14 protein-coding genes and 1 pseudogene are annotated in these 18,157 nt (G+C 58.7%); 6 read left to right on the top strand and 9 right to left on the bottom strand.

Annotation, left to right across the window (positions count from 1 at the left end; all coding sequences use genetic code 11):
- The first annotated feature begins 14 nt into the window (after window positions 1-14).
- The 3 genes from ACR9ZQ_RS31730 (at window position 15) to ACR9ZQ_RS31720 (ending at window position 3,871) form a co-directional block, all read left to right on the top strand.
- The gene (locus ACR9ZQ_RS31730) at window positions 15-1,502 is read left to right on the top strand and encodes an NAD-dependent succinate-semialdehyde dehydrogenase (RefSeq protein ID WP_481429622.1); all 1,488 of its coding nucleotides are present in this window, start codon (window positions 15-17) and stop codon (window positions 1,500-1,502) included.
- Window positions 1,503-1,520: 18 nt separating this feature from the next.
- Window positions 1,521-2,339 (top strand): alpha/beta hydrolase, encoded by an 819-nt coding sequence (locus ACR9ZQ_RS31725; RefSeq protein ID WP_481429621.1) that lies wholly within the window; start codon window positions 1,521-1,523, stop codon window positions 2,337-2,339.
- Window positions 2,340-2,614: 275 nt separating this feature from the next.
- On the top strand, window positions 2,615-3,871 hold the full coding sequence (locus ACR9ZQ_RS31720; protein WP_310381687.1) for an arsenic transporter: 1,257 nt from the start codon (window positions 2,615-2,617) through the stop codon (window positions 3,869-3,871).
- A gap of 112 nt (window positions 3,872-3,983) precedes the next feature.
- Here the strand turns inward: ACR9ZQ_RS31720 and ACR9ZQ_RS31715 are convergent, their stop codons facing one another.
- From ACR9ZQ_RS31715 to ACR9ZQ_RS31695, 5 genes are all read right to left on the bottom strand, one after another.
- Window positions 3,984-5,051, bottom strand: a complete 1,068-nt coding sequence (locus ACR9ZQ_RS31715; RefSeq protein ID WP_310381685.1) for an ABC transporter ATP-binding protein — start codon at window positions 5,049-5,051, stop codon at window positions 3,984-3,986.
- Window positions 5,052-5,065: 14 nt separating this feature from the next.
- Complete coding sequence (locus ACR9ZQ_RS31710; RefSeq protein ID WP_113324376.1) at window positions 5,066-5,911, bottom strand: carbohydrate ABC transporter permease; 846 nt, start codon at window positions 5,909-5,911, stop codon at window positions 5,066-5,068.
- A gap of 3 nt (window positions 5,912-5,914) precedes the next feature.
- Window positions 5,915-6,832, bottom strand: a complete 918-nt coding sequence (locus tag ACR9ZQ_RS31705) for a carbohydrate ABC transporter permease (RefSeq protein ID WP_481429620.1) — start codon at window positions 6,830-6,832, stop codon at window positions 5,915-5,917.
- Between the two features lie 70 nt (window positions 6,833-6,902).
- The gene (locus tag ACR9ZQ_RS31700) at window positions 6,903-8,147 is read right to left on the bottom strand and encodes an ABC transporter substrate-binding protein (RefSeq protein WP_481429619.1); all 1,245 of its coding nucleotides are present in this window, start codon (window positions 8,145-8,147) and stop codon (window positions 6,903-6,905) included.
- 105 nt (window positions 8,148-8,252) lie between these two features.
- On the bottom strand, window positions 8,253-8,951 hold the full coding sequence (locus ACR9ZQ_RS31695) for a GntR family transcriptional regulator (RefSeq protein WP_310381676.1): 699 nt from the start codon (window positions 8,949-8,951) through the stop codon (window positions 8,253-8,255).
- Window positions 8,952-9,013: 62 nt separating this feature from the next.
- Here ACR9ZQ_RS31695 and ACR9ZQ_RS31690 point away from each other — a divergent pair, with 62 nt between their 5' ends.
- On the top strand, window positions 9,014-10,156 hold the full coding sequence (locus ACR9ZQ_RS31690) for a mandelate racemase/muconate lactonizing enzyme family protein (RefSeq protein WP_481429618.1): 1,143 nt from the start codon (window positions 9,014-9,016) through the stop codon (window positions 10,154-10,156).
- 139 nt (window positions 10,157-10,295) lie between these two features.
- Here ACR9ZQ_RS31690 and ACR9ZQ_RS31685 read toward each other — a convergent pair whose 3' ends face one another.
- The 3 genes from ACR9ZQ_RS31685 to ACR9ZQ_RS31675 form a co-directional block, all read right to left on the bottom strand.
- Window positions 10,296-11,510 carry a GGDEF domain-containing protein gene (locus ACR9ZQ_RS31685; RefSeq protein ID WP_481429617.1) on the bottom strand — a complete coding sequence of 405 codons (1,215 nt, stop codon included), beginning with the start codon at window positions 11,508-11,510 and terminating at the stop codon, window positions 10,296-10,298.
- A 100-nt stretch (window positions 11,511-11,610) separates the two neighbouring features.
- A complete protein-coding gene (locus ACR9ZQ_RS31680; RefSeq protein ID WP_481429616.1) occupies window positions 11,611-12,483 on the bottom strand; it encodes an alpha/beta fold hydrolase in 873 nt (290 codons plus the stop codon).
- Window positions 12,484-13,412: 929 nt separating this feature from the next.
- On the bottom strand, window positions 13,413-14,327 hold the full coding sequence (locus ACR9ZQ_RS31675) for a phosphotriesterase family protein (RefSeq protein WP_481429615.1): 915 nt from the start codon (window positions 14,325-14,327) through the stop codon (window positions 13,413-13,415).
- Between the two features lie 343 nt (window positions 14,328-14,670).
- On the opposite strand from ACR9ZQ_RS31675, the pseudogene ACR9ZQ_RS31670 reads away from it, so the two are divergent.
- Window positions 14,671-14,856, top strand: a pseudogene (locus tag ACR9ZQ_RS31670) (hypothetical protein); the annotation flags it as partial.
- Here ACR9ZQ_RS31670 and ACR9ZQ_RS31665 read toward each other — a convergent pair.
- A complete protein-coding gene (locus ACR9ZQ_RS31665) occupies window positions 14,783-16,576 on the bottom strand; it encodes an ABC transporter ATP-binding protein (protein ID WP_481429614.1) in 1,794 nt (597 codons plus the stop codon). The pseudogene ACR9ZQ_RS31670 and the gene ACR9ZQ_RS31665 sit on opposite strands and share 74 nt — an antisense overlap.
- 751 nt (window positions 16,577-17,327) lie before the next feature.
- Between ACR9ZQ_RS31665 and ACR9ZQ_RS31660 the strand changes: the two genes are divergently transcribed.
- Entirely contained in the window at window positions 17,328-18,155 is an 828-nt protein-coding gene (locus tag ACR9ZQ_RS31660) for a MipA/OmpV family protein (RefSeq protein ID WP_481430955.1), read from the top strand.
- The last annotated feature ends 2 nt before the right edge of the window (window positions 18,156-18,157 follow it).

Genomic DNA, 18,157 nt, shown 5'->3' with positions numbered 1-18,157 from the left:
ATTCGAGGAACAAAATGACCATTGCCCAGCAAGTGCCACAGGCCGACAGCCACCTGCCAGACATCGAGGCTGCGGCCCGCGGCCTCTATATCGACGGGAGCTGGCGGCAGCCAAAAAACGGGCGCAAGATCGATGTGATCAACCCCTCGACCGGCGCGCTTCTTGCGGCAGTGGCGGACGCGACCGTCGAGGATGCGCAGGCAGGCGTCGAGGCCGCAACCCAGGCTGCGCCTGCCTGGCGATCGACACCACCACGCAAGCGTTCGGAGATTTTGCGACGCTGTTTCGAGCTGATGATCGAGCGTTCCGAAATGCTTGCTGCCTTGATCTCTCTCGAGAACGGCAAGGCGCTGCGCGACGCCCGCGGCGAGGTCGCCTATGCCGCCGAGTTCTTTCGCTGGAACGCCGAAGAAGCCGTCCGCATAACGGGAGAATTCGGCGTCGCTCCGTCGGGTGCCAACCGGATCATTGTCGACTACCAGCCGATCGGCATCTGCCTGCTGATCACGCCCTGGAACTTCCCTGCTGCGATGGCCACGCGAAAGATCGCGCCGGCCCTCGCGGCTGGCTGTACCGTCATCCTGAAGCCAGCAAGCGAGACGCCACTGACGGCCTACGCGCTGGCCTCGATCTATCAAGAGGCCGGCGTACCGCCAGGCGTCGTCAACGTTCTGACGACAAGCGCCCCTGCCCCATTCAGTGCCGCCATTCTGGCGGATCCACGCGTTAGAAAACTTTCGTTTACGGGCTCGACAGGTGTCGGTCGCCTGCTTCTCGCAGAAGCGGCCAAGCATGTCGTCTCATGTTCCATGGAGCTCGGCGGCAACGCTCCGTTCATCGTTTTTGATGACGCCGATCTGGAGGCAGCGCTCGACGGCGCGATGGTTGCCAAGATGCGCAATGCCGGCGAGGCCTGCACCGCCGCAAACCGCCTCTACGTCCAGTCCGGAATCTACGCGGCCTTCGCTGAAGGGTTGACCAAAAGAATGGCAGCTCTCACCGTTGGTCCGGGCGTCGACGCTCTGACAGAATGCGGGCCGATGATCACGCCAAAGGCTGTGGAGAAGATTGATCGCCTGGTCGGCGACGCAAAGGAAAAGGGCGCGCGGGCCATGTGTGGTGGCGAGGTCTCTGCCGGGCCGGGTTATTTTTACCCGCCGACAGTTCTTGTCGACATGCCTGATGGCGTCGAGATGGCGCATGAGGAAATCTTCGGACCGGTTGCGCCTCTTTACAGGTTCGAGACCGAGGACGAGGTGATAGGACGTGCCAACGACACCGAATACGGCCTTGCCGCTTACGTCTTCACGCGCGACATTACGCGGGGACTGCGCGTTTCCTCCGCTTTGGAAGCGGGTATGATCGCCCTCAACCGGGGTCTGGTTTCCGATCCGGCGGCGCCCTTTGGCGGCGTCAAGCAGAGTGGTCTCGGCCGTGAGGGCGGGCAGCATCACGGCATCGCCGAATTCATGGAAGCCAAATATATCGCAACCAGCTTCTGACACGCCAGGGGGAAATCTTTGGAGACCGATCCGTTCCGCATACGGGGACACGTGCCGGAATTCGACGCCATCGTGTCGGAGATCAAGGCAAGGAGTGCTTCAACCCGCGCAAGGCTCCGCATGAAGGAAATCTCCTACGGAGGCGATGCAAGCGAAATCCTGGACATCTTCTACCCGGAAGGTACGCGTGACGGGCTGCCGGTGCACATGTTCATCCACGGCGGCTACTGGCGGATGTTTTCCAAGCGCGACTACTCCTATGTCGCCGACACTATTACCGGCGCAGGGGCAATCGCCGTCATCGTCGATTACGCCTTGATGCCGCATGTCCGGATGGAGGTGCTCGTCGACCAGGTTCGACGGGCCAAGCAATGGGTGCTCAAACATATCGCGAGCCACGGCGGCGACGTATCGCACTTTACGGTCAGCGGTCATTCCGCCGGTGCGCATCTTGCCAGCTTCCTGTTTCATCGACAGGAGGCTTTCTCGGGCGTGTCGGCGGCTCTCCTGCTTGGCGGTCTTTACGACTTGAAGCCCCTGCAGTCATCGTTTCTGCGTTCAGAGATAGCCATTACCGATAGAGAGGTTGCCGACTTTTCGCCGATGCTGCATTCCTATGACGAGGGCTGTCATGCCACTATCGCGATCGGCGCTGATGAAACGCCCGCGTTTCATCAGCAGGCGGACGCCTTCGCATTGCGCTTGCGACAGCAAGGACTGTCGGTGACCAACGAAAGGCTCGAAGGCTTAAACCATATGAGTAGCGTTCGCGATCTTGGTCTGCCGGAAACGGCTATCGGCCGAATCCTCGGCAAAACAATTGCATACGCCCGGTGACGTCCAAGTACAGATCTTGATCAGGATCAGGTGGTTTCAGTCTGGAGCGCTATTGACGCCTAGCCTTTGACCGATAAAACCACACCAAAAGCCTTGTATTGTGCCGATCCTGCGGGAGCTAACACCAGTCTGCGGCCAGCGACCTGGCGCAACTGAAAATCGGCCTTCTCGCTTGGTGCTTCCGATTGGTCCGGGCAAACGTCCCCGAGATAATTCTCTTGCGCCTGCCGTGTCGGCTGATAAAAGCCGGCCTGCCAACCGAAAACAGCGACTGAATGACAGAACACGCCATTACCTGGAGCATTGCCGGCTTGACCGCCATGGGTGTGGTCGTTCGTCCATTCCGATGGCCGGAAGCGGTATGGGCCATATTTGGCGCCTTGTTGCTCTTTGCCTTTCGCCTGATTGGACCACACGATGTCATCGCGGGGATCTCGAAAGGCGGCGACGTATATCTCTTTCTGATCGGGATGATGCTTTTATCGGAACTCGCTCGTCGGGAAGGCCTGTTCGACTGGATTGCAGCGATCGCCACAGCGCACTCCAGCGGCTCCCCCAGACGCCTGTTCCTACTTGTCTATGTGGTTGGCGTTATCGTGACGGTCTTTCTCTCAAATGATGCGACGGCCGTCGTTCTTACCCCAGCCGTCTTCGCTGCCTGCCGGGCTGCCCGGGTTCGGGACCCGATGCCCTACCTCCTGACCTGCGCCTTCATCGCCAATGCGGCGAGCTTTGTCCTCCCCATCTCCAATCCCGCCAATCTGGTAATCTTTGCTGGCGGCGAGATGCCGCCCCTGGCGCGCTGGATGTCGACGTTCATGCTTCCGTCGATCGTTTCGATCGTGGTTACGTTTGGCTGCCTTTACTGGACCCAGCGCCGGGCTCTTGCTTCGGACAGCGTTGCCGAAAATGTGGCCAGGCCGATCCTTTCGGCGAGCGCTCGGCTGGCCGGGTGGGGAATTGTCCTGACGGCCATCATTCTTATCGCCGCATCGGCGATGCATATTGATTTGGGTATGCCGACCTTTCTCGCCGGCACGATTACCTCGGTGCTCGTCCTGGCGCTGACCCGGCAAAGTCCAATCGAGACCTTCAAGGGCGTCAGTTGGAGCGTCCTGCCTCTGGTCGCTGGCTTGTTCGTCGTCGTGGAAGCCCTGGATCGCACCGGTCTGACGACCATGCTCTCAGACCAACTGGCCTTGCTCGCGGCAACATCGGAAACACAGGCGGCTGGCATCGCAGGCGTGTTTGTTGCGATTATCTGCAACCTTGTTAACAATCTTCCGGCAGGCCTGGTCGCGGGAAGCGCCGTGCAGGCGGCGCATGTCTCAGACAAGATCGCCGGAGCGGTGCTGATCGCAGTCGATCTCGGCCCCAACCTTTCCGTCACCGGATCCCTGGCAACAATATTGTGGTTGTCTGTCCTTCGCCGCGAGGGACTTCACGTCAGCGCGTGGCAGTTTCTGAAGCTCGGAACTGTCGTCATGTTTCCGGCACTGATTTTGTCTTTGCTGTCTCTCGTTCTCTTCTGAGACTTCCAACGGGCAACGTCTCGCGAAGAAGGCGTGATAATCCAAAACTGTCCGCCAATGATGACATTCGCCTCCATGCTGCGACGCGACAGGAAGCCAATCTACGTCAGCGCTATAGCCTCATCTGCGTCTCTGCATCGAAGAGACTGACGCTCGATGGGTCCACAGCAAAGGCAATTGGCTCTCCCCTTTTTCCGGCAAAGCGTGGTTCCACCCGGGCGATAACGGTTTGGCGGCCGATGACAGTCGTCAGGATCGTATCTGGTCCCGTCGGCTCGACCACGTCGATGACGCCATTGAAGGCGCCATGTCCTTGCACAACCTTGAACTCCTCCGGACGAACACCGAGAATTAAGACTCGCTCGGTCAATCCACCGTTGCCGGATCCAAGTTCCAGCGCTACGCCTTCCGCCCTGAACTGCCAGCCACCCTCGCTTCCGACCACGCGCCCGTGGAGGAAATTCATGGCCGGTGAGCCGATGAAACCGGCGACAAACATGTTGGCGGGGCGCTCGTAGACGGTTCGCGGATCGGCCAGCTGCTGAAGGTGGCCGCCTTTCATGACCGCCACTTTGGTGGCGAGTGTCATGGCTTCGATCTGGTCGTGCGTCACGTAGACGATACTGGTCCCGAGCCGCTCGTGGAGCCTCTTGATCTCGGTGCGCATCTCGACCCTGAGCTTGGCATCAAGATTGGAAAGCGGCTCGTCGAACAGAAACAGGTCCGGATTCCGGACGATTGCGCGGCCCATTGCCACGCGCTGGCGCTGCCCGCCGGACAGGTTTGCCGGTTTGCGATCGAGGAGATGCGTGACCTGCAGCATGTCGGCCGCTTGCGCCACGGCTTCGCGCCGCTGATCCGCAGGCACACCGCGCATCTCCAGACCAAAACCGATGTTACGTTCGACCGACATCGTCGGGTAGAGCGCGTAGGACTGGAAGACCATCGCGATATTGCGGTCTTTCGGCGGCAGAGCCGATACCGAGCGACCGCCGATGGCGATATCGCCGCTGGAGGAATCGTCGAGCCCAGCGATAATGTTGAGCAAGGTCGACTTGCCGCAGCCGGATGGTCCAAGCAGAACAAGGAAACCGCCGTCCTCCAGCTCGACGTCTATCCCGTGAAGAACTTCAAGCGCGCCGTAGGACTTTCGGATGTTTTTGAGTGAGAGCGTAGCCATTCGATATTGTCCCTTCAACCCTTGATCGCACCGGCAGTGAGCCCCTGGACCATCGCCCGTTGGACAATTGCAAAAAGAAGCATGACGGGCAGAATGCTGAGGATGCCTCCGGCGGCGAGAACGCCCCAGGGAAGCTGGAATTCACCGACCATCAGTTGGAGCCCGACGGGCCACGTGCGTGACCCCTGCCCGGTGGTCAGCATGAGGGCAAAAATGAACTCGTTCCAGGCGGCGATGGCAATGAAGACGGAACTGGCGAGGAGACCATTTCGCGCTAGCGGCAAGACAATGCGGACCATGGCGCCGAGACGCGTCGACCCGTCGATGCGCGCAGCGCTTTCCAGCTCCTTTGGTGCGGCGTCCAGGAAGCCCTTGAGCATCCACACGAAGAGCGGCAGCAGGAAGCTGGTATAGGCAAGCGCTAGGCCGAAACGGCTGTCCACCAGCCCCACGGTTTTCATCATCACATAGAGCGGGATGATCATCATCACGGCGGGGAACATGCGGATCAGCAGATAGCCCAGCATGAGGCTGTTGCGGCCGCGGAATGTCATCCGTGCAAACGCATAAGCGGCCAGTGTGCCGGCAACGACGCAGATGGCGACGGTGACGATCGTTACGATCAGACTATTGGTGATCAATACCGGAAAGTTAGACTGCGTCCAGATCGCCACATAGTTCTGAAATGTCACGTGCTGGGGAATATACTGCATCTGCGAGGTGACGATGTCCGTCTCTGCCTTCAGCGAGGTCAGGAACATCCAGAGGATCGGCCCAAGGCAGAAGGTCCCGAGCGCACACAGGACGATGTAGGTGAGAACATCGGCTGCCAACCGCCTGCTGTGTTTGGTTCGAAACATGGATCATTCTTTCGTTATGCGCGACAGGCGGATGTAGATCGTCGCAAAGATCATCAGGATCAGGAACATCACGACCGACAGAGCGCCGGCATAGCCAAAATTGAAATCCCGATGGGCGGTCTGAAAAGCATAGAGTGACAGCACTTGGGTCGCGTTTCCGGGGCCGCCGCCCGTCAGGACCAGCAGAAGATCGGGAGAATTGACAAGGCTGATGACGCGCAGAATGACTGCAGCGGCAATCACCGTTTTCAGCATCGGCACCGTGATCAACCGGAATTTCGTAAAGGATCCGGCGCCGTCTACCGCAGCAGCCTTGTAAAGGTCCTCGGGAATCCCCTTAAGACCAGCGAGAAACAGCAGAGCAAAGAACGGAAAACCGTGCCAGGCTTCGACGAGGATCGTGGCCGCAAGCGCGGTACTCGGGTCGGCGAACCATGCCTTGTAGGTATTGAGCACGCCTATCCGGACGAGGATGTCATTGATGACGCCAAGTCGCGGGTCGAGAAGCAAGGCCCACATGTGTCCGGCCACGACATTCGGAAGGAAATAGGGCAGCAGGATCAAAACGCCGAAGATCTTCGTCCCCGGCAGATTTCGGTTCAGCGCAACGGCAGCGATGAAGCCGAGCGTCATCTCGACGGCGATCGCCGCCATCACCCATATCGCAGTGTTCTTCAACGAGATCCAGAACACGCGATCGGACATCATCGCCACGTAGTGCTTCATCCCCACCCAGCCGTTGAGGCCTGGCCGGGTGAGCCGCATTTCCCGCGCACTGATGACGAATCCATAGATCGTCGGATAGGCGACGACGAGGAGTAGCAGAAGGAGGCTCGGCAACAGGAGAAGATAGACCCAGGAGCGTGTTTCCGAGAGTTCGCCGAGGCGGCGAAGCGGTTGGCGGCGTGAGGCTGATGTCATTGGATGTCGGCGATGCGCCGTCCTTGATTAAGGCGCGTGCCCCCTACGGGGACATTGCGCCTGAACGAGGTTAGCGAAGGGCGACTTCAAGGCCTTCGATGATGCGGTCCACGGCCTGCTCCGGCGTCAACTGACCGGTGAGGACTGCCTGGAAGGTCGGATTGACGACGTTCTCCGACCAACCGGCGGCACCAACGAAACTGTTGGGCAGGCGCCCGAACTCCAACGTCTGCGTTGCCGCGTTGTAGATCGGGTTACCCGTGATGCGCTCGTCCTTCAATGCTGCCGTGGAGGCCGGGAAATATCCCGTTGCCTCAAGAAGCGCGATGGCCGCATCGGTCTCGCCCCAAAAGCTGATCCACTTCCACGCGGCTTCGACATTGTCTTCCTTGAAGATCCCGTTGCCGGCGTAGGCGACGCGGGCAATATGCGCCTTCGGACCCGCAGGCATCGGTGCGGTGGAAAACTGCTCGCCTTGTTTGAGCGCTGCAGAGATCTCGATGAGCGAACCGGTATGGTGCCAGACCATCGCCGTCTGACCGGTCCTGAAGCCCTCCATGATCTGCCGGTAGCTATCGTTCGGCGCGCTGGGCGGAACCACTTTCTCCTTGCGGAAGAGATCGGCGTAGAAGGTGATCGCCTCGACGGCGGCCGGCTTGTCGATGGCGGCCTGGCCATCCTTGACGAGCGGCGAGCCGAACGCTTCCATCACGTCGATGACGTATTTGAAAGCCCCGGCGCCGCCGCGCATCCCGAATGCATAGCGGTTCTTGGAGGGATCTGTCAGCTTTCGGCAAGCGACCAGGAATTCCTCGAAAGTCTTGGGAGGAGCGGAAAGCCCAGCTTCCTCGAAATAGTCCTTTCTGTAGTACATCCAGTCGACAAAGGCGTAGGCGGGAACTGCGTAGATGGCACCATCCTGCGACATTCCCGTCCAGCGGTTGTCAGGTAAGTTCGCCTTGCCGGCCCAATTGTTGACGCGCGCGCTGATGTCAACCAACGCTCCCATCGCCGTCAGGTCAGCAAAACGCTCGGCGATTACCATGCCGGTGTCGGGGCGCCCTCCGGCAACGACCGCCGACGAAACCTTCGCCATATATTCGGAGTTGGGGATGCCCTCCTGCGTCACCGTCACATCCAAATTTGCTGCTGCGAAAAGCTGGATGATCTTTGCGAGTCCGGCCATCTCCGACTGGCTGGCGAAATGGTGCCAGTAGTTGATGGCGGTGGCGGCGTTGGCGCTGCGAAGGCTGGCCGCCAGGCTCAGAGCTGCCGAGGCTATCAGGAATTCACGCTTGCTTAGTTGCACTACCATCTCCTCCCGAGATATCAGACCATCAATCTGATCGATCAGATGGCAATATCATCGTTTTGGAAATCCCGCAACACACTCGCTCGAAGACAGCGAATGTGGAAACGCTCAGACGAGACCGAGATTGCGTTGAACGGCAGCCTGGAAGTGCGCAATCAGGGCCTTTTCGGCAGCATCCGCGTCCCTCGTGCTGCATGCTTCGAGGATATCGAGGTGCTCCTTCAACGTGCGCACAAGGATCGGCGTCGTGACCTTTCGCTCGAGCCGCAGAAGACGCAGATAATTGTGCATGCGCTTGTAAGCACTGTCGATCAGCGGATTGCGCAGGGCCTTGATGATCTCGCCGTGCAACTCCAGTTCGAGCGCGTCCGTCTCCAGAAGCTGTTCCGGCCCTATGCCGTTGCGCTCAAGCTGGCGAATAAGCCTGGAATGCCTGACTTCCAGGGCATTCATCAGATGCTCGTCGCCCTCCTCGGCAAACACCCGAATAGCCGCGCGCTCGACGATCGAGCGGAACTGATAGGTGGAGCGCGTAAGCTCCATGCCCGGCCGGACGAACTGGATGCCCGAGCGAGGATGGATGGTCAGAATGCCCTCCGCTTCCAGCACCCGCAGCGCGTCGCGCAAGGGTGCCACGGGAACATCAACGATTGCCGACAGCTCGTTCTGCGAGATGAAGGCACCCACAGGCACCTTCCGCTCGAACAGGCTTTCCAGGATGCGCTCATAGGCTATGTCGCTGAGGCGCATTGCTGCAGCATCCCCGATCGCCGACTTCGCGACATGCAGCTCTTGCAGTTTCTTCATAGGTCCGATATCACCTTTCTGATCGATCAGGTCAACATTTTAAACGATCAGTGAGCGCTACGATGTCTCTCTCCCACTTCCGTATAACCCGATTTCAGTTTGCTCGCGACCGCGTAATCGGCGACAGCCAGGTTCGCGCCGACGAGACCAACGTCGCAGCACTCGAACTGATCTCGGACACAGGCGAGGTGGGGCTCGGATTCATCCAGACCCTTTTTTATCCTCTGCCGGATCAGGCGGAGATCGAGGCTGTTTTTGAGAGCGAGGTCTGGCCGACGATCAAGGGAGAAAAGGCGATCGGACTGGTTCATCGCGTGAACAGGCCGCGCGGTGGCAACCAGCGCGCCTATTCCCTGCCGTTCCATGAAGCGCTGCAGGTGGCTCTCTGGGATCTGGTCGCCAAGCAGGCGGGCATGCCCTTGCACCGTCTTCTTGGAAGCCGACGCAACCGCGTCCGCGCCTATGCGAGCGGCCTTGATTTCCATCTGAGCGACGACGCCTTCAGCGCACTGTTCGCGCATGCTGCAAGCGTCGGCTACACGGCCTTCAAGATTAAGGTTGGCCATCCCGATTTTGCCCGCGACCTTCGCCGCCTCGAACTCTTGAAGAAGGTCGTGCCGGAGGGATCGCAGATCATGATCGATCCGAACGAAGCGTGGAATTCCAAGGAAGCCCTGGTCAAGCTGACGGCAATACGCGATGCAGGACACGATCTCCTCTGGGTGGAAGATCCCATCCTGCGCCACGATTTCGAGGGTTTGCGAACCCTGCGTCACGCCGTCAACTGGACGCAGATCAACAGCGGGGAATATCTCGACCTGTCCGGCAAGAGGATCCTGCTCGACCATCACGGCGCCGACATTCTGAACGTTCACGGCCAGGTGACGGACGTCATGCGGATCGGCTGGCTGGCCGCCGAACTGGGCGTCCCGGTCAGCCTCGGCAATACTTTCCTGGAGATCGGTGTGCATATGGCTGTCGCCCTGCCGGAGGTCGAATGGCTGGAATATTCCTTCCAGAACTTTGACCACCTGGTCGAGACGCCGATCGAGATCCGCGACGGCTTCGCCTACGCGCCTGACCGCTTGGGTCATGGCCTGGTGCTTTCCGAGGAAGCACGGCGCGAATGGGCGCGGCCACACCGGCTGGAGCGGTCCAAGCTAGGCCCAGCACCCACAAACAACCGGCTCCCCCTCCTTTCGTGAGGAGAAGTTCGCAAGAGGCGAACTGCGGCGATGAGGATGTGCGGGGCATCAGCTGAAGCGCCGAACTCCCCCTGCAGGTGAGTTGGCTGGGAGGGATACGAGAGCGACGCTAACAGACCCGGCTGCCTGATAATTCCTGCTAAGCGGCAAGCTCGCCCATGGGATGTTCGGGGCCGATCGAATGCCGGGTTGCGATCATTCCCGTCGCGCCTGAAGGGTGTTCTTCCATGCTTTGTGGGTTTGCATATAGCTCGACTCGGTTACGGCCGCCTCGCTTCGCAAGGTAGAGTGCCTGGTCTGCCTGATCCCGCAGCTTCTGTGCATTGCAATCGCCTCTCCAAACGGCAACGCCCGCGCTCACACTCGGCACTATCGTCTCCGCACCAGATGCGAATGCCAAAGTATTGACCGTCCTGCGGATTTGATCCGCCTTTGCAACAGCAGTTTCTTCGGTTTGATCACGCAGAAACAGCGCGAACTCCTCGCCACCAAGACGGCCGAGCGTGACCTTGCGTCCAGCGGCCGTGGCTATGGCTTGTGCTACGCCGACAAGAACCACATCGCCAGTTTCATGGCCGTAGCGGTCGTTGACACTCTTGAAGTGGTCGATGTCTATCATGATGAAGGCGTCACCTCCCCTGAGCTCTCTCGGAAGGGATGCCAGGAAGTGCTGCCGATTTGGGATTCCCGTCAGTGCATCGGTGTATGCCAGACGTTTGAGCTGAGCTTCCGCTCGTTCCTGGACCAGGACAACCACGAAGAGCGCGACAGAGAAATGGCAAATGATAAGCATGAAAAAGGCATAGCGGGGTTCGACCGGCCCATACTGCGGAAAGATCATTCCGACAGCGACCAGTGTCGAAAAGCTCATCGCTGCCGCGAGCGATGCAAGCAGACCCCATCTCGCGGGCAAGCGGTCGAGGAAAAAATCCCTTAAGATGACAGCGCAGGAGACCCCAAGGAAAACCGCGGTGTTCGCATTGAATATTGCAGCGCGCATTTGGTTTTCGGCGTACCAATGCATAAAGCCAACAGCGACCGACAAGGTCAGGGCCACAACGAGCAGAAAGCAATCCGTACTCTTTCGCCGGCGGCCGCTCAACTGGACAAATCCCATCGCCATCAGCGCATAACCTATGACGCCGACGGAAAAGCTTCCAAAAGTCCACACCTCATAGGGCAATATGCCCTGCTCTCCCACTCCGGCGAGCGTGGATGCAAAAGCAAGAAGGCCTTCGCCGATTGCCAGAAAATCGAGGCCTGGCTCCCTGGAGCGCCACCTAACGTAAAAAAAGCAGATCGCGCCGACTATGAACGAGCACTTGTGAAGAAGAAGAACTGTAGCAAGATCCATCGTCAAACCGAAAAACAACCAAGGCTGCCGATGCCTATAATCTCCGAGAACTACTTTTGAATGAATCTTCTCCCGCTGGGAGGGCAGATTAAGGACGACTTCATCGTGAGACCAGCTTATGAGCTTCAAAAAATGCGAGGACTGCGCTTAAAAATTCTTCCGGCTGTTCCAAGTGCGCGAAATGGCCGCTTTGGGCGAAATGTACCAGCTCCGAGTTCGAGCAGCTGTCATGCAGGTTTTTTCCCCGTTTCGGACCGCATATGAAATCGTGATCGCCGACGAGAACAAGCACCGGCACGGAAAGGCCCTGAAGTTTCTTTCGAACATCGAACGGCTCGTTGTTACCTATGAGAATTGTCGCCTTTATCCGTGAGCGCAACGCTTCAAGATCAAGCTTCTCACGAACACCATCGGCAAAGTAAACGGGAAGCAGGTCGCGCATGATCTTCGTATAGTCGTCGTCGCTCGACATGTTCGGAACCGACTGCCAGGCTCGCAGTACCGCCGGCCCCTCAACCGGGTAACGATCGGCAAAGCTCTGAACGCCGTTTGCCGCCGCCGCCATGAAGTCACTGCCCGTCACAGCCGATGACGAGTACAAGATCATTGCCGATACGCGATCCGGGTGGTCGATCGTATGTTGCTGGAAGACGAACCCTCCGTGGGAATGACCAAGAAGAACGACTTCGGACAGGTCGAGTGTCTCGAGGAACCTGCCAAGCTGTTTTGCGAAGCGTTCGACGGTATAGCCATGGGGGTGCTCCGCTAACCGGCCTGAACCACCTGTACCGATTGGTTCCAGGTACAGCATGGTAAAATGACGCTCCAAAAAACCCATGCGAAGATATTGCCAGTGGATCCCTGGGCCCCCGGGATGAACTACTATAACCGGCCCTTGGCCCGTGACATAAAAGCTTTGCTGAATTCCGTCGATATCGATGACATGATGTCCGGAGCTGAGGGTATTTCGCATTGATTGGACCTTATATCGCTTGAAAAGCGCAGCCGTACTCGAACCGCGCCAGGCAAATGGATTGAGTTTGGGGAGCTGTGGACGCACACGTCGCTAACAATGCGAGCTTGAAGGACGTCGAGATCTTCAAGTCATCGAAGCGTCGCTTGCATTACACGCGGTACCTTTGGACACGCGGTACCTTGGCCTAAACTCTAGCGAGCGCCGTGCCGCAGCGTTGCACGAAGAAGCTGCGGCGGCGGCGTTTGAACCAGAAGGTCAAGTTCGGTCGACTGCTGGTTTTGGTTCGTGCCAGTCACCGTCTCGTCAGAAAGACCTTATGTTTCGCATCGACTAGTAGCATACCTCGGTTCTGACTGGATGCCCGGAGTGCTCATCGTTCCATTGCCAATAGCAGCGATCATAGTCATCGTTGCTACCCAGGAAGATAGGACTGCGGTCCCTGAACCGTCCATCGAAGCGGTCATGGGCAAAAAACGCACCGCGGTTTCCCTCCCTGTCGAAATGGCCCATACCAAATCCTCCCATGTGCCCCCCTTCCGCGTGGCCTCCCCCTCCATGACCTCCTCCCCCGTTGTGAGCCAGTGCGGGCGTTACTGTTGCGATGGAGCCAACGGCGAGGGTCAGAGAGATTAGACCCGTTGCGGCGATCTTACGAAGCATAGACATGGTAGTTTTCCTATAAAGCGGCTCTGTGTAGCCGCCATCTGCATATGTTCATCGAAATTGGCGAACACTTGCCACAATTCAGGGATTTTGCTCACATGTTGTCACATCTTCTCACCACAACCCGTAACGTCCGTGATCGCCGGCGGCACGGGAAACGGGAAAGCGCCATCCGGTCATTGCGATTGCCCGTGCTCTCATCCACAACGGGACACGCGGCCGTCTCTCTCGCCGCGGCATAAAAGCGAGAATCGCGCCTTGCTTCAGCGTGCAAATGCCTCGAACGGATTGACTTCGGTGAGTTGCCGGACCGTGTCCTGACCTACACCCGCAACTTTGAGCAACGGCAGAAGGCCCTCGACAAGGTGCGTGTAAGGTCTCGGGGTTCCACCACCGGGCTGCGCTGGATCATACCAGCCGAGATCGTGGCTTATGAGCAGTTGCTCGCCCAGCCCGTTTTCAAGGGCGCGCGTTATCATTGCGACCAGCTCCTCGTCGGGGGCCCTTCCGACATGGTCGTATTCGATCCACGCACCGCGCTCCACCAATGCCCGGTGAAGCCCGAAGTCCCTTTCCTCCTGAGTATGAATGGATATGAAGCGTTCTGGTGCGCAGCCCTCTGACTGAAGGATGTCCAACTGCTCCATCACAACCCTTCCCCGGATCGTATGCGAGCCGATTACCGCATTGGTCCGCACGGATGCTCTTGCCGCGGCGCGGAGGATACGGGCTTCGAGCGGCGTAATCCCATCGTCGCCGGCGCTGAGCTTGATCCATCCCGCCAGCACACCGGTGTCCTCGATTCCCTCTGTAAGCTCACTTACCATCCATTGTTCAAGATCACTCTCACTAGCCTCGGCTACCCAAGCGGGTATCCATGGTTCGCGATAGTTGCCGGTCGGGACGACGATCGGAAAGTCGGCTGCCTTCGACACAGCGAGATCTATGTCAGCACGTCTTCCAACGCCACCCGTCGTACACTCGACGAGCAGCGTAATGCCTTGTCTCTTGATCGCCTCAATCTGCGGGACCATCAGTGCCACAACGGCGTCTGTCTCCGCCTCGGCATAGCCAGGCTGGTCCGGCGTCCTAAGGTCGACGAACACATGCTCGTGCGGGAGGATCATCCCGAGTTCGTCACGGCGCTTTGGTCCCAAGGTCGTGTAGATCTGCTTCATCGTTTAAGGCCTCCCTCTCGCAATTGGTAGAACGTCAGAACTTTGAATGCATCTGGTCCATCTGGTCCATAGAATAGTAGGATCAGGCGTCTGCAGGACATTCGATGACATCTCGCTGACTGTGGAAGATCCCTGCGTTGCCACGTCGCCGGCCGCCTTGAACGTGTAACGCCCTTATATCCGCACAGCCGTGATTTTGTGCGATTGAGCCTGTTGCCGGGTGGCCGCCAGGCAACAGGCATAGTGGCGTCGCCCGTACCCCGATCCACCGTGGATGAGCGGGGGCCGCCTACCCCACGACCCTTGTTCCGGCCTCAGGCCACGCTCGCCAAAAGTCGCGACTTCATATTCGACGGCACCATCATCGCTCGGATACCAGACCCCGGCAGATTATGCCGGGATCATCGACGCAAGCGAGATGAATGCTTCGTGTTTCCGGCGGTTGCTCACCGCGGTCATGAGGCCACCAAACCCTTGGTCAACTCCAGCGCCTGCCGCTCGAACAGCCGGCGATAGATGCCTTCATTGAACCGGATCAGCGCCTGGTGGTCGCCCTCTTCAACAATCTTTCCTTTGTCGAAGACCAGCAGCCGGTCCAGCGCTCGCACCGTGGACAGCCGGTGCGCGATGACAAGCGTCGTGCGACCGTCCATCAGACGTTCCATCGCCTGCTGGATCTGTACTTCGCTCTCGCTGTCGAGGCTCGAGGTCGCCTCGTCCAGGATCAGCAGCGGCGCATCAGCCAGGAATGCCCGGGCAATGGCGACACGCTGCCGCTCCCCGCCCGACAACTTGACGCCACGTTCCCCCACCAACGTCTCATAACCCTTGGGAAGGTCTATGATGAAGTCGTGGGCATTGGCCTGTTTCGCAGCCTGCTCGATTTCGCGCCGTGAGGCGTTCGGCCGACCATAGGCGATGTTTTCTGCCAATGTGCGATGGAACAGGATGGGCTCCTGCTGCACGATGGCGATCTGGCCGCGCAGGCTTGACTGTTTGACTTGGGCGATATCCTGCCCGTCGATGCGGATCAAGCCCGACTTCACGTCATAGAGACGCTGGATGAGCTTGACGAAGGTCGTTTTGCCCGAGCCCGAATGTCCCACTAGTCCCACGCGCTCGCCCGGCTTGATGGTGACCGAAAAATCCTCATAAAGCGGGTTGGGATGAGCGCCGTATTGGAAGGTGACTCGCTCGAAGACAATCTCACCCCTGCCGATCTTGATCGGCGCAGCGTGCGGTTTGTCCTCGATGCCCAGCGGCATCTTGTCGAGCAGCACCAATTCTTCCATGTCGTTGACGGCCCGCTGCAGATTGCGGATGTGCTGGCCGACATCCCGCAGATAGCCCTGCAGGACGAAGAACATTGCCAGCACGAAGGTAATGTCCCCAGCTGTCGCCAGCCCCCGCTGCCACATAACCAAGCCCGTTCCCAAAATACCGGCCTGCATGGAAACCATCATGAAGCCCTGGATCGTGCCGCTCAATGTGCCGCGCTTCCATGTTCGCCGCGTGCGTCTGTCCCATTTGGCGAGCACGTGGGCCAGTAGCGTCTCTTCGCGGCTCTCGGCGCCGAAGGCTTTCACCACTGAGTTGCAACTGATGGCATCCGCCAGCGCACCACCAAGCTTGGTGTCCCAGGCATTGGCAAGCCTTGCCGCCGGCGACACAAAACCCATGGAGAGCGTCACAGTCACACCAATATAGATGAGCGATCCCGCGCTCACGACTAGGCCCATGATAGGCCAGTAGCTTCCGAGCACGATACTGGCGCCGACCAGCATGACGATGGACGGCAGCAGGGCGACCAGGAGCAGGTCGTTGAGCGAGTTGAGCGCCCACATGCCCCGGGTAATCTTGCGCACCGTGGAACCGGCAAAGCTGTTGGCGTGCCAGTCGGTTGAGAAACGCTGCACCTTGTGGAAGCCATTGTTGACCACATCCGCCATGGTGCGCAGCGTCAGCCGGATAATGCCATTGAAGATGAACCAGCGCAGTGCCACGCTGGTCAGGCCGAGTGCCACGACGATGACAAAGGCGCGCAGGGCACCGTCAGTCCCATCGCTGCCTGCAATGGCATCGACGATCTGGCCGGAAAACACCGGCACCATGACTTCGGCCAGCGTGCTTGAGATCACCAGCACGATGATGCCGCCGACCAATGCCGGCCGATGGGTCCAATGATGGAAAACAAAGCCGAGCACGTGGCGATAGGCATCGGCGCGAAAATCGAGCTTCTTGCGAGTCATTTTAACCAGCCCGGCCCGTATCTCGGTAACCGGTCCTCAAAATCGAGAGTTTAAGGGCACAGCCCGTGCGGGAGACGAAATGATCCCGTCAGATCAATCGGGCTATGAAGAGAGACAAACCGCGTGTCGCGCGCTCAAGGCAGGCCGCGAATGGAAATGACCTAGTGTCGGGACATTCCACGCAGGAAGGTTTCGATGATTGCTGGTCTCATGCAACGCCTCCCTATGTTCGATCTAAAGCGGTAAGCGTTTTGTAACGAACCAATTCGCCATTGCCAACCGGTTTTTACAACCTTATGGAAAGTGATGCGAAAATCACACAATTTGGCAACTTGCAGCTTTGCATTTAGTCATGCTCGGAGCCTTTGATCCTATGCGGGATTCGGCGACCCCTTGGGCTGAGGGAGATCGTGCCTCTTGAGCGGCTGCCGAGAGGTAAACAAGGAATATTTCTTCGCCGACCGATGAAATCCGAGACGCCAAGCTGTCCTATCCTGAGAGTGGCACTCGCTGCTGATCGCCAGGAAAGGAACTCGAAATTGCAATTCGGTCAGATTGGTTACGACTTCGCGATGGGCTGGGTCAACATCGTCTCGGCGGCGACCGACGGAACGATAGTCGCGCAGGGATCACGACCCCGACATGCCCTCGCGCAGATAACCTATTGACTAGCCTCGCCTTGCCGGCCATTTTTCGGCTGCATCGTGGCGCCTAGGGGCGATGCTTTATCCGGAGAGCAATCTCGTTGAGAATGAGAGCCAAGAGGCTTACGCTTTTTTCTGTCGCCTTGGGGGGGCTGTTGACCGCGTCGCTGGCGCGTGCCGCCGATAGCGCAGACACGCGCAACCATCCCGATTCCGGCACCTGGATCGTGACATTGGGTGCGAGTGTCGAGTACGGTCCGAAATTTCCGGGCTCGAAGCATGATGCCTTCAGCGCCTTGCCCTCTTTCGATATCAGGCGTTTCGACGAACCGGATGAGCACAGCGCGCCGGACGACAATATCGATTATGGCCTTATCGACTTCGGCGGCTTCGAAGCGGGTCCGGTAGTCGGCTTGCGCGACAGCCGTTCGCAGTCCGATGATGACCGCTTGAAAGGCATCCACTCGGTGGATTGGGACGTCGATGCCGGGATTTTTGCACAACATTGGGCGATTCCGAACCAGCTTCGATTCCGCTCCGAAATCCGCCAGGCCGTATCGAATGGCAGCGGTCTCGTCGTCGATATCGGCGCCGATTGGTTCCAGCCGCTCGGCGACAGATGGCTGCTCTCGGCAGGCCCTCGTGCTTCGTTCGGCAACGGCGCGTATATGCGGACCTATTTCGGCATTTCGTCGAGCGAAGCATTGCAGAACGGCGCCCTACCTGCCTTCGATGCAAAGGGCGGACTGAAGTCGATCGGCTTTACGGTTTCGGCCGCCTATAATGTGACCCCGACCTGGACGCTGCAGATTTATGATCGCTTCGATCGCCTGACCGGAGATGCGGCCAACAGCCCGATCACATCGAAGCTCGGCAGCGAGAACCAGAATGTGATCGGCATCTCGCTCACCAAGGCCTTCAACGTCAGCTTCTGAAA

The sequence above is a fragment of the Rhizobium sp. KNZ14-9A genome (genome assembly GCF_056755015.1).
This window is presented reverse-complemented; position numbering and strand designations above follow the sequence as displayed.

What these genes read in the sequence shown, in the direction of transcription:
- ACR9ZQ_RS31710 (WP_113324376.1), bottom strand. Translation starts at nt 5,911, where the DNA reads ATGTTTCGAACCAAACACAGCAGGCGGTTGGCAGCCGATGTTCTCACC.
- ACR9ZQ_RS31720 (WP_310381687.1), top strand. Translation starts at nt 2,615, where the DNA reads ATGACAGAACACGCCATTACCTGGAGCATTGCCGGCTTGACCGCCATG.
- ACR9ZQ_RS31690 (WP_481429618.1), top strand. Translation starts at nt 9,014, where the DNA reads ATGTCTCTCTCCCACTTCCGTATAACCCGATTTCAGTTTGCTCGCGAC.
- ACR9ZQ_RS31700 (WP_481429619.1), bottom strand. Translation starts at nt 8,147, where the DNA reads ATGGTAGTGCAACTAAGCAAGCGTGAATTCCTGATAGCCTCGGCAGCT.
- ACR9ZQ_RS31705 (WP_481429620.1), bottom strand. Translation starts at nt 6,832, where the DNA reads ATGACATCAGCCTCACGCCGCCAACCGCTTCGCCGCCTCGGCGAACTC.
- ACR9ZQ_RS31680 (WP_481429616.1), bottom strand. Translation starts at nt 12,483, where the DNA reads ATGCGAAATACCCTCAGCTCCGGACATCATGTCATCGATATCGACGGA.
- ACR9ZQ_RS31730 (WP_481429622.1), top strand. Translation starts at nt 15, where the DNA reads ATGACCATTGCCCAGCAAGTGCCACAGGCCGACAGCCACCTGCCAGAC.
- ACR9ZQ_RS31665 (WP_481429614.1), bottom strand. Translation starts at nt 16,576, where the DNA reads ATGACTCGCAAGAAGCTCGATTTTCGCGCCGATGCCTATCGCCACGTG.
- ACR9ZQ_RS31675 (WP_481429615.1), bottom strand. Translation starts at nt 14,327, where the DNA reads ATGAAGCAGATCTACACGACCTTGGGACCAAAGCGCCGTGACGAACTC.
- ACR9ZQ_RS31695 (WP_310381676.1), bottom strand. Translation starts at nt 8,951, where the DNA reads ATGAAGAAACTGCAAGAGCTGCATGTCGCGAAGTCGGCGATCGGGGAT.
- ACR9ZQ_RS31685 (WP_481429617.1), bottom strand. Translation starts at nt 11,510, where the DNA reads ATGGATCTTGCTACAGTTCTTCTTCTTCACAAGTGCTCGTTCATAGTC.
- ACR9ZQ_RS31715 (WP_310381685.1), bottom strand. Translation starts at nt 5,051, where the DNA reads ATGGCTACGCTCTCACTCAAAAACATCCGAAAGTCCTACGGCGCGCTT.
- ACR9ZQ_RS31660 (WP_481430955.1), top strand. Translation starts at nt 17,328, where the DNA reads ATGAGAGCCAAGAGGCTTACGCTTTTTTCTGTCGCCTTGGGGGGGCTG.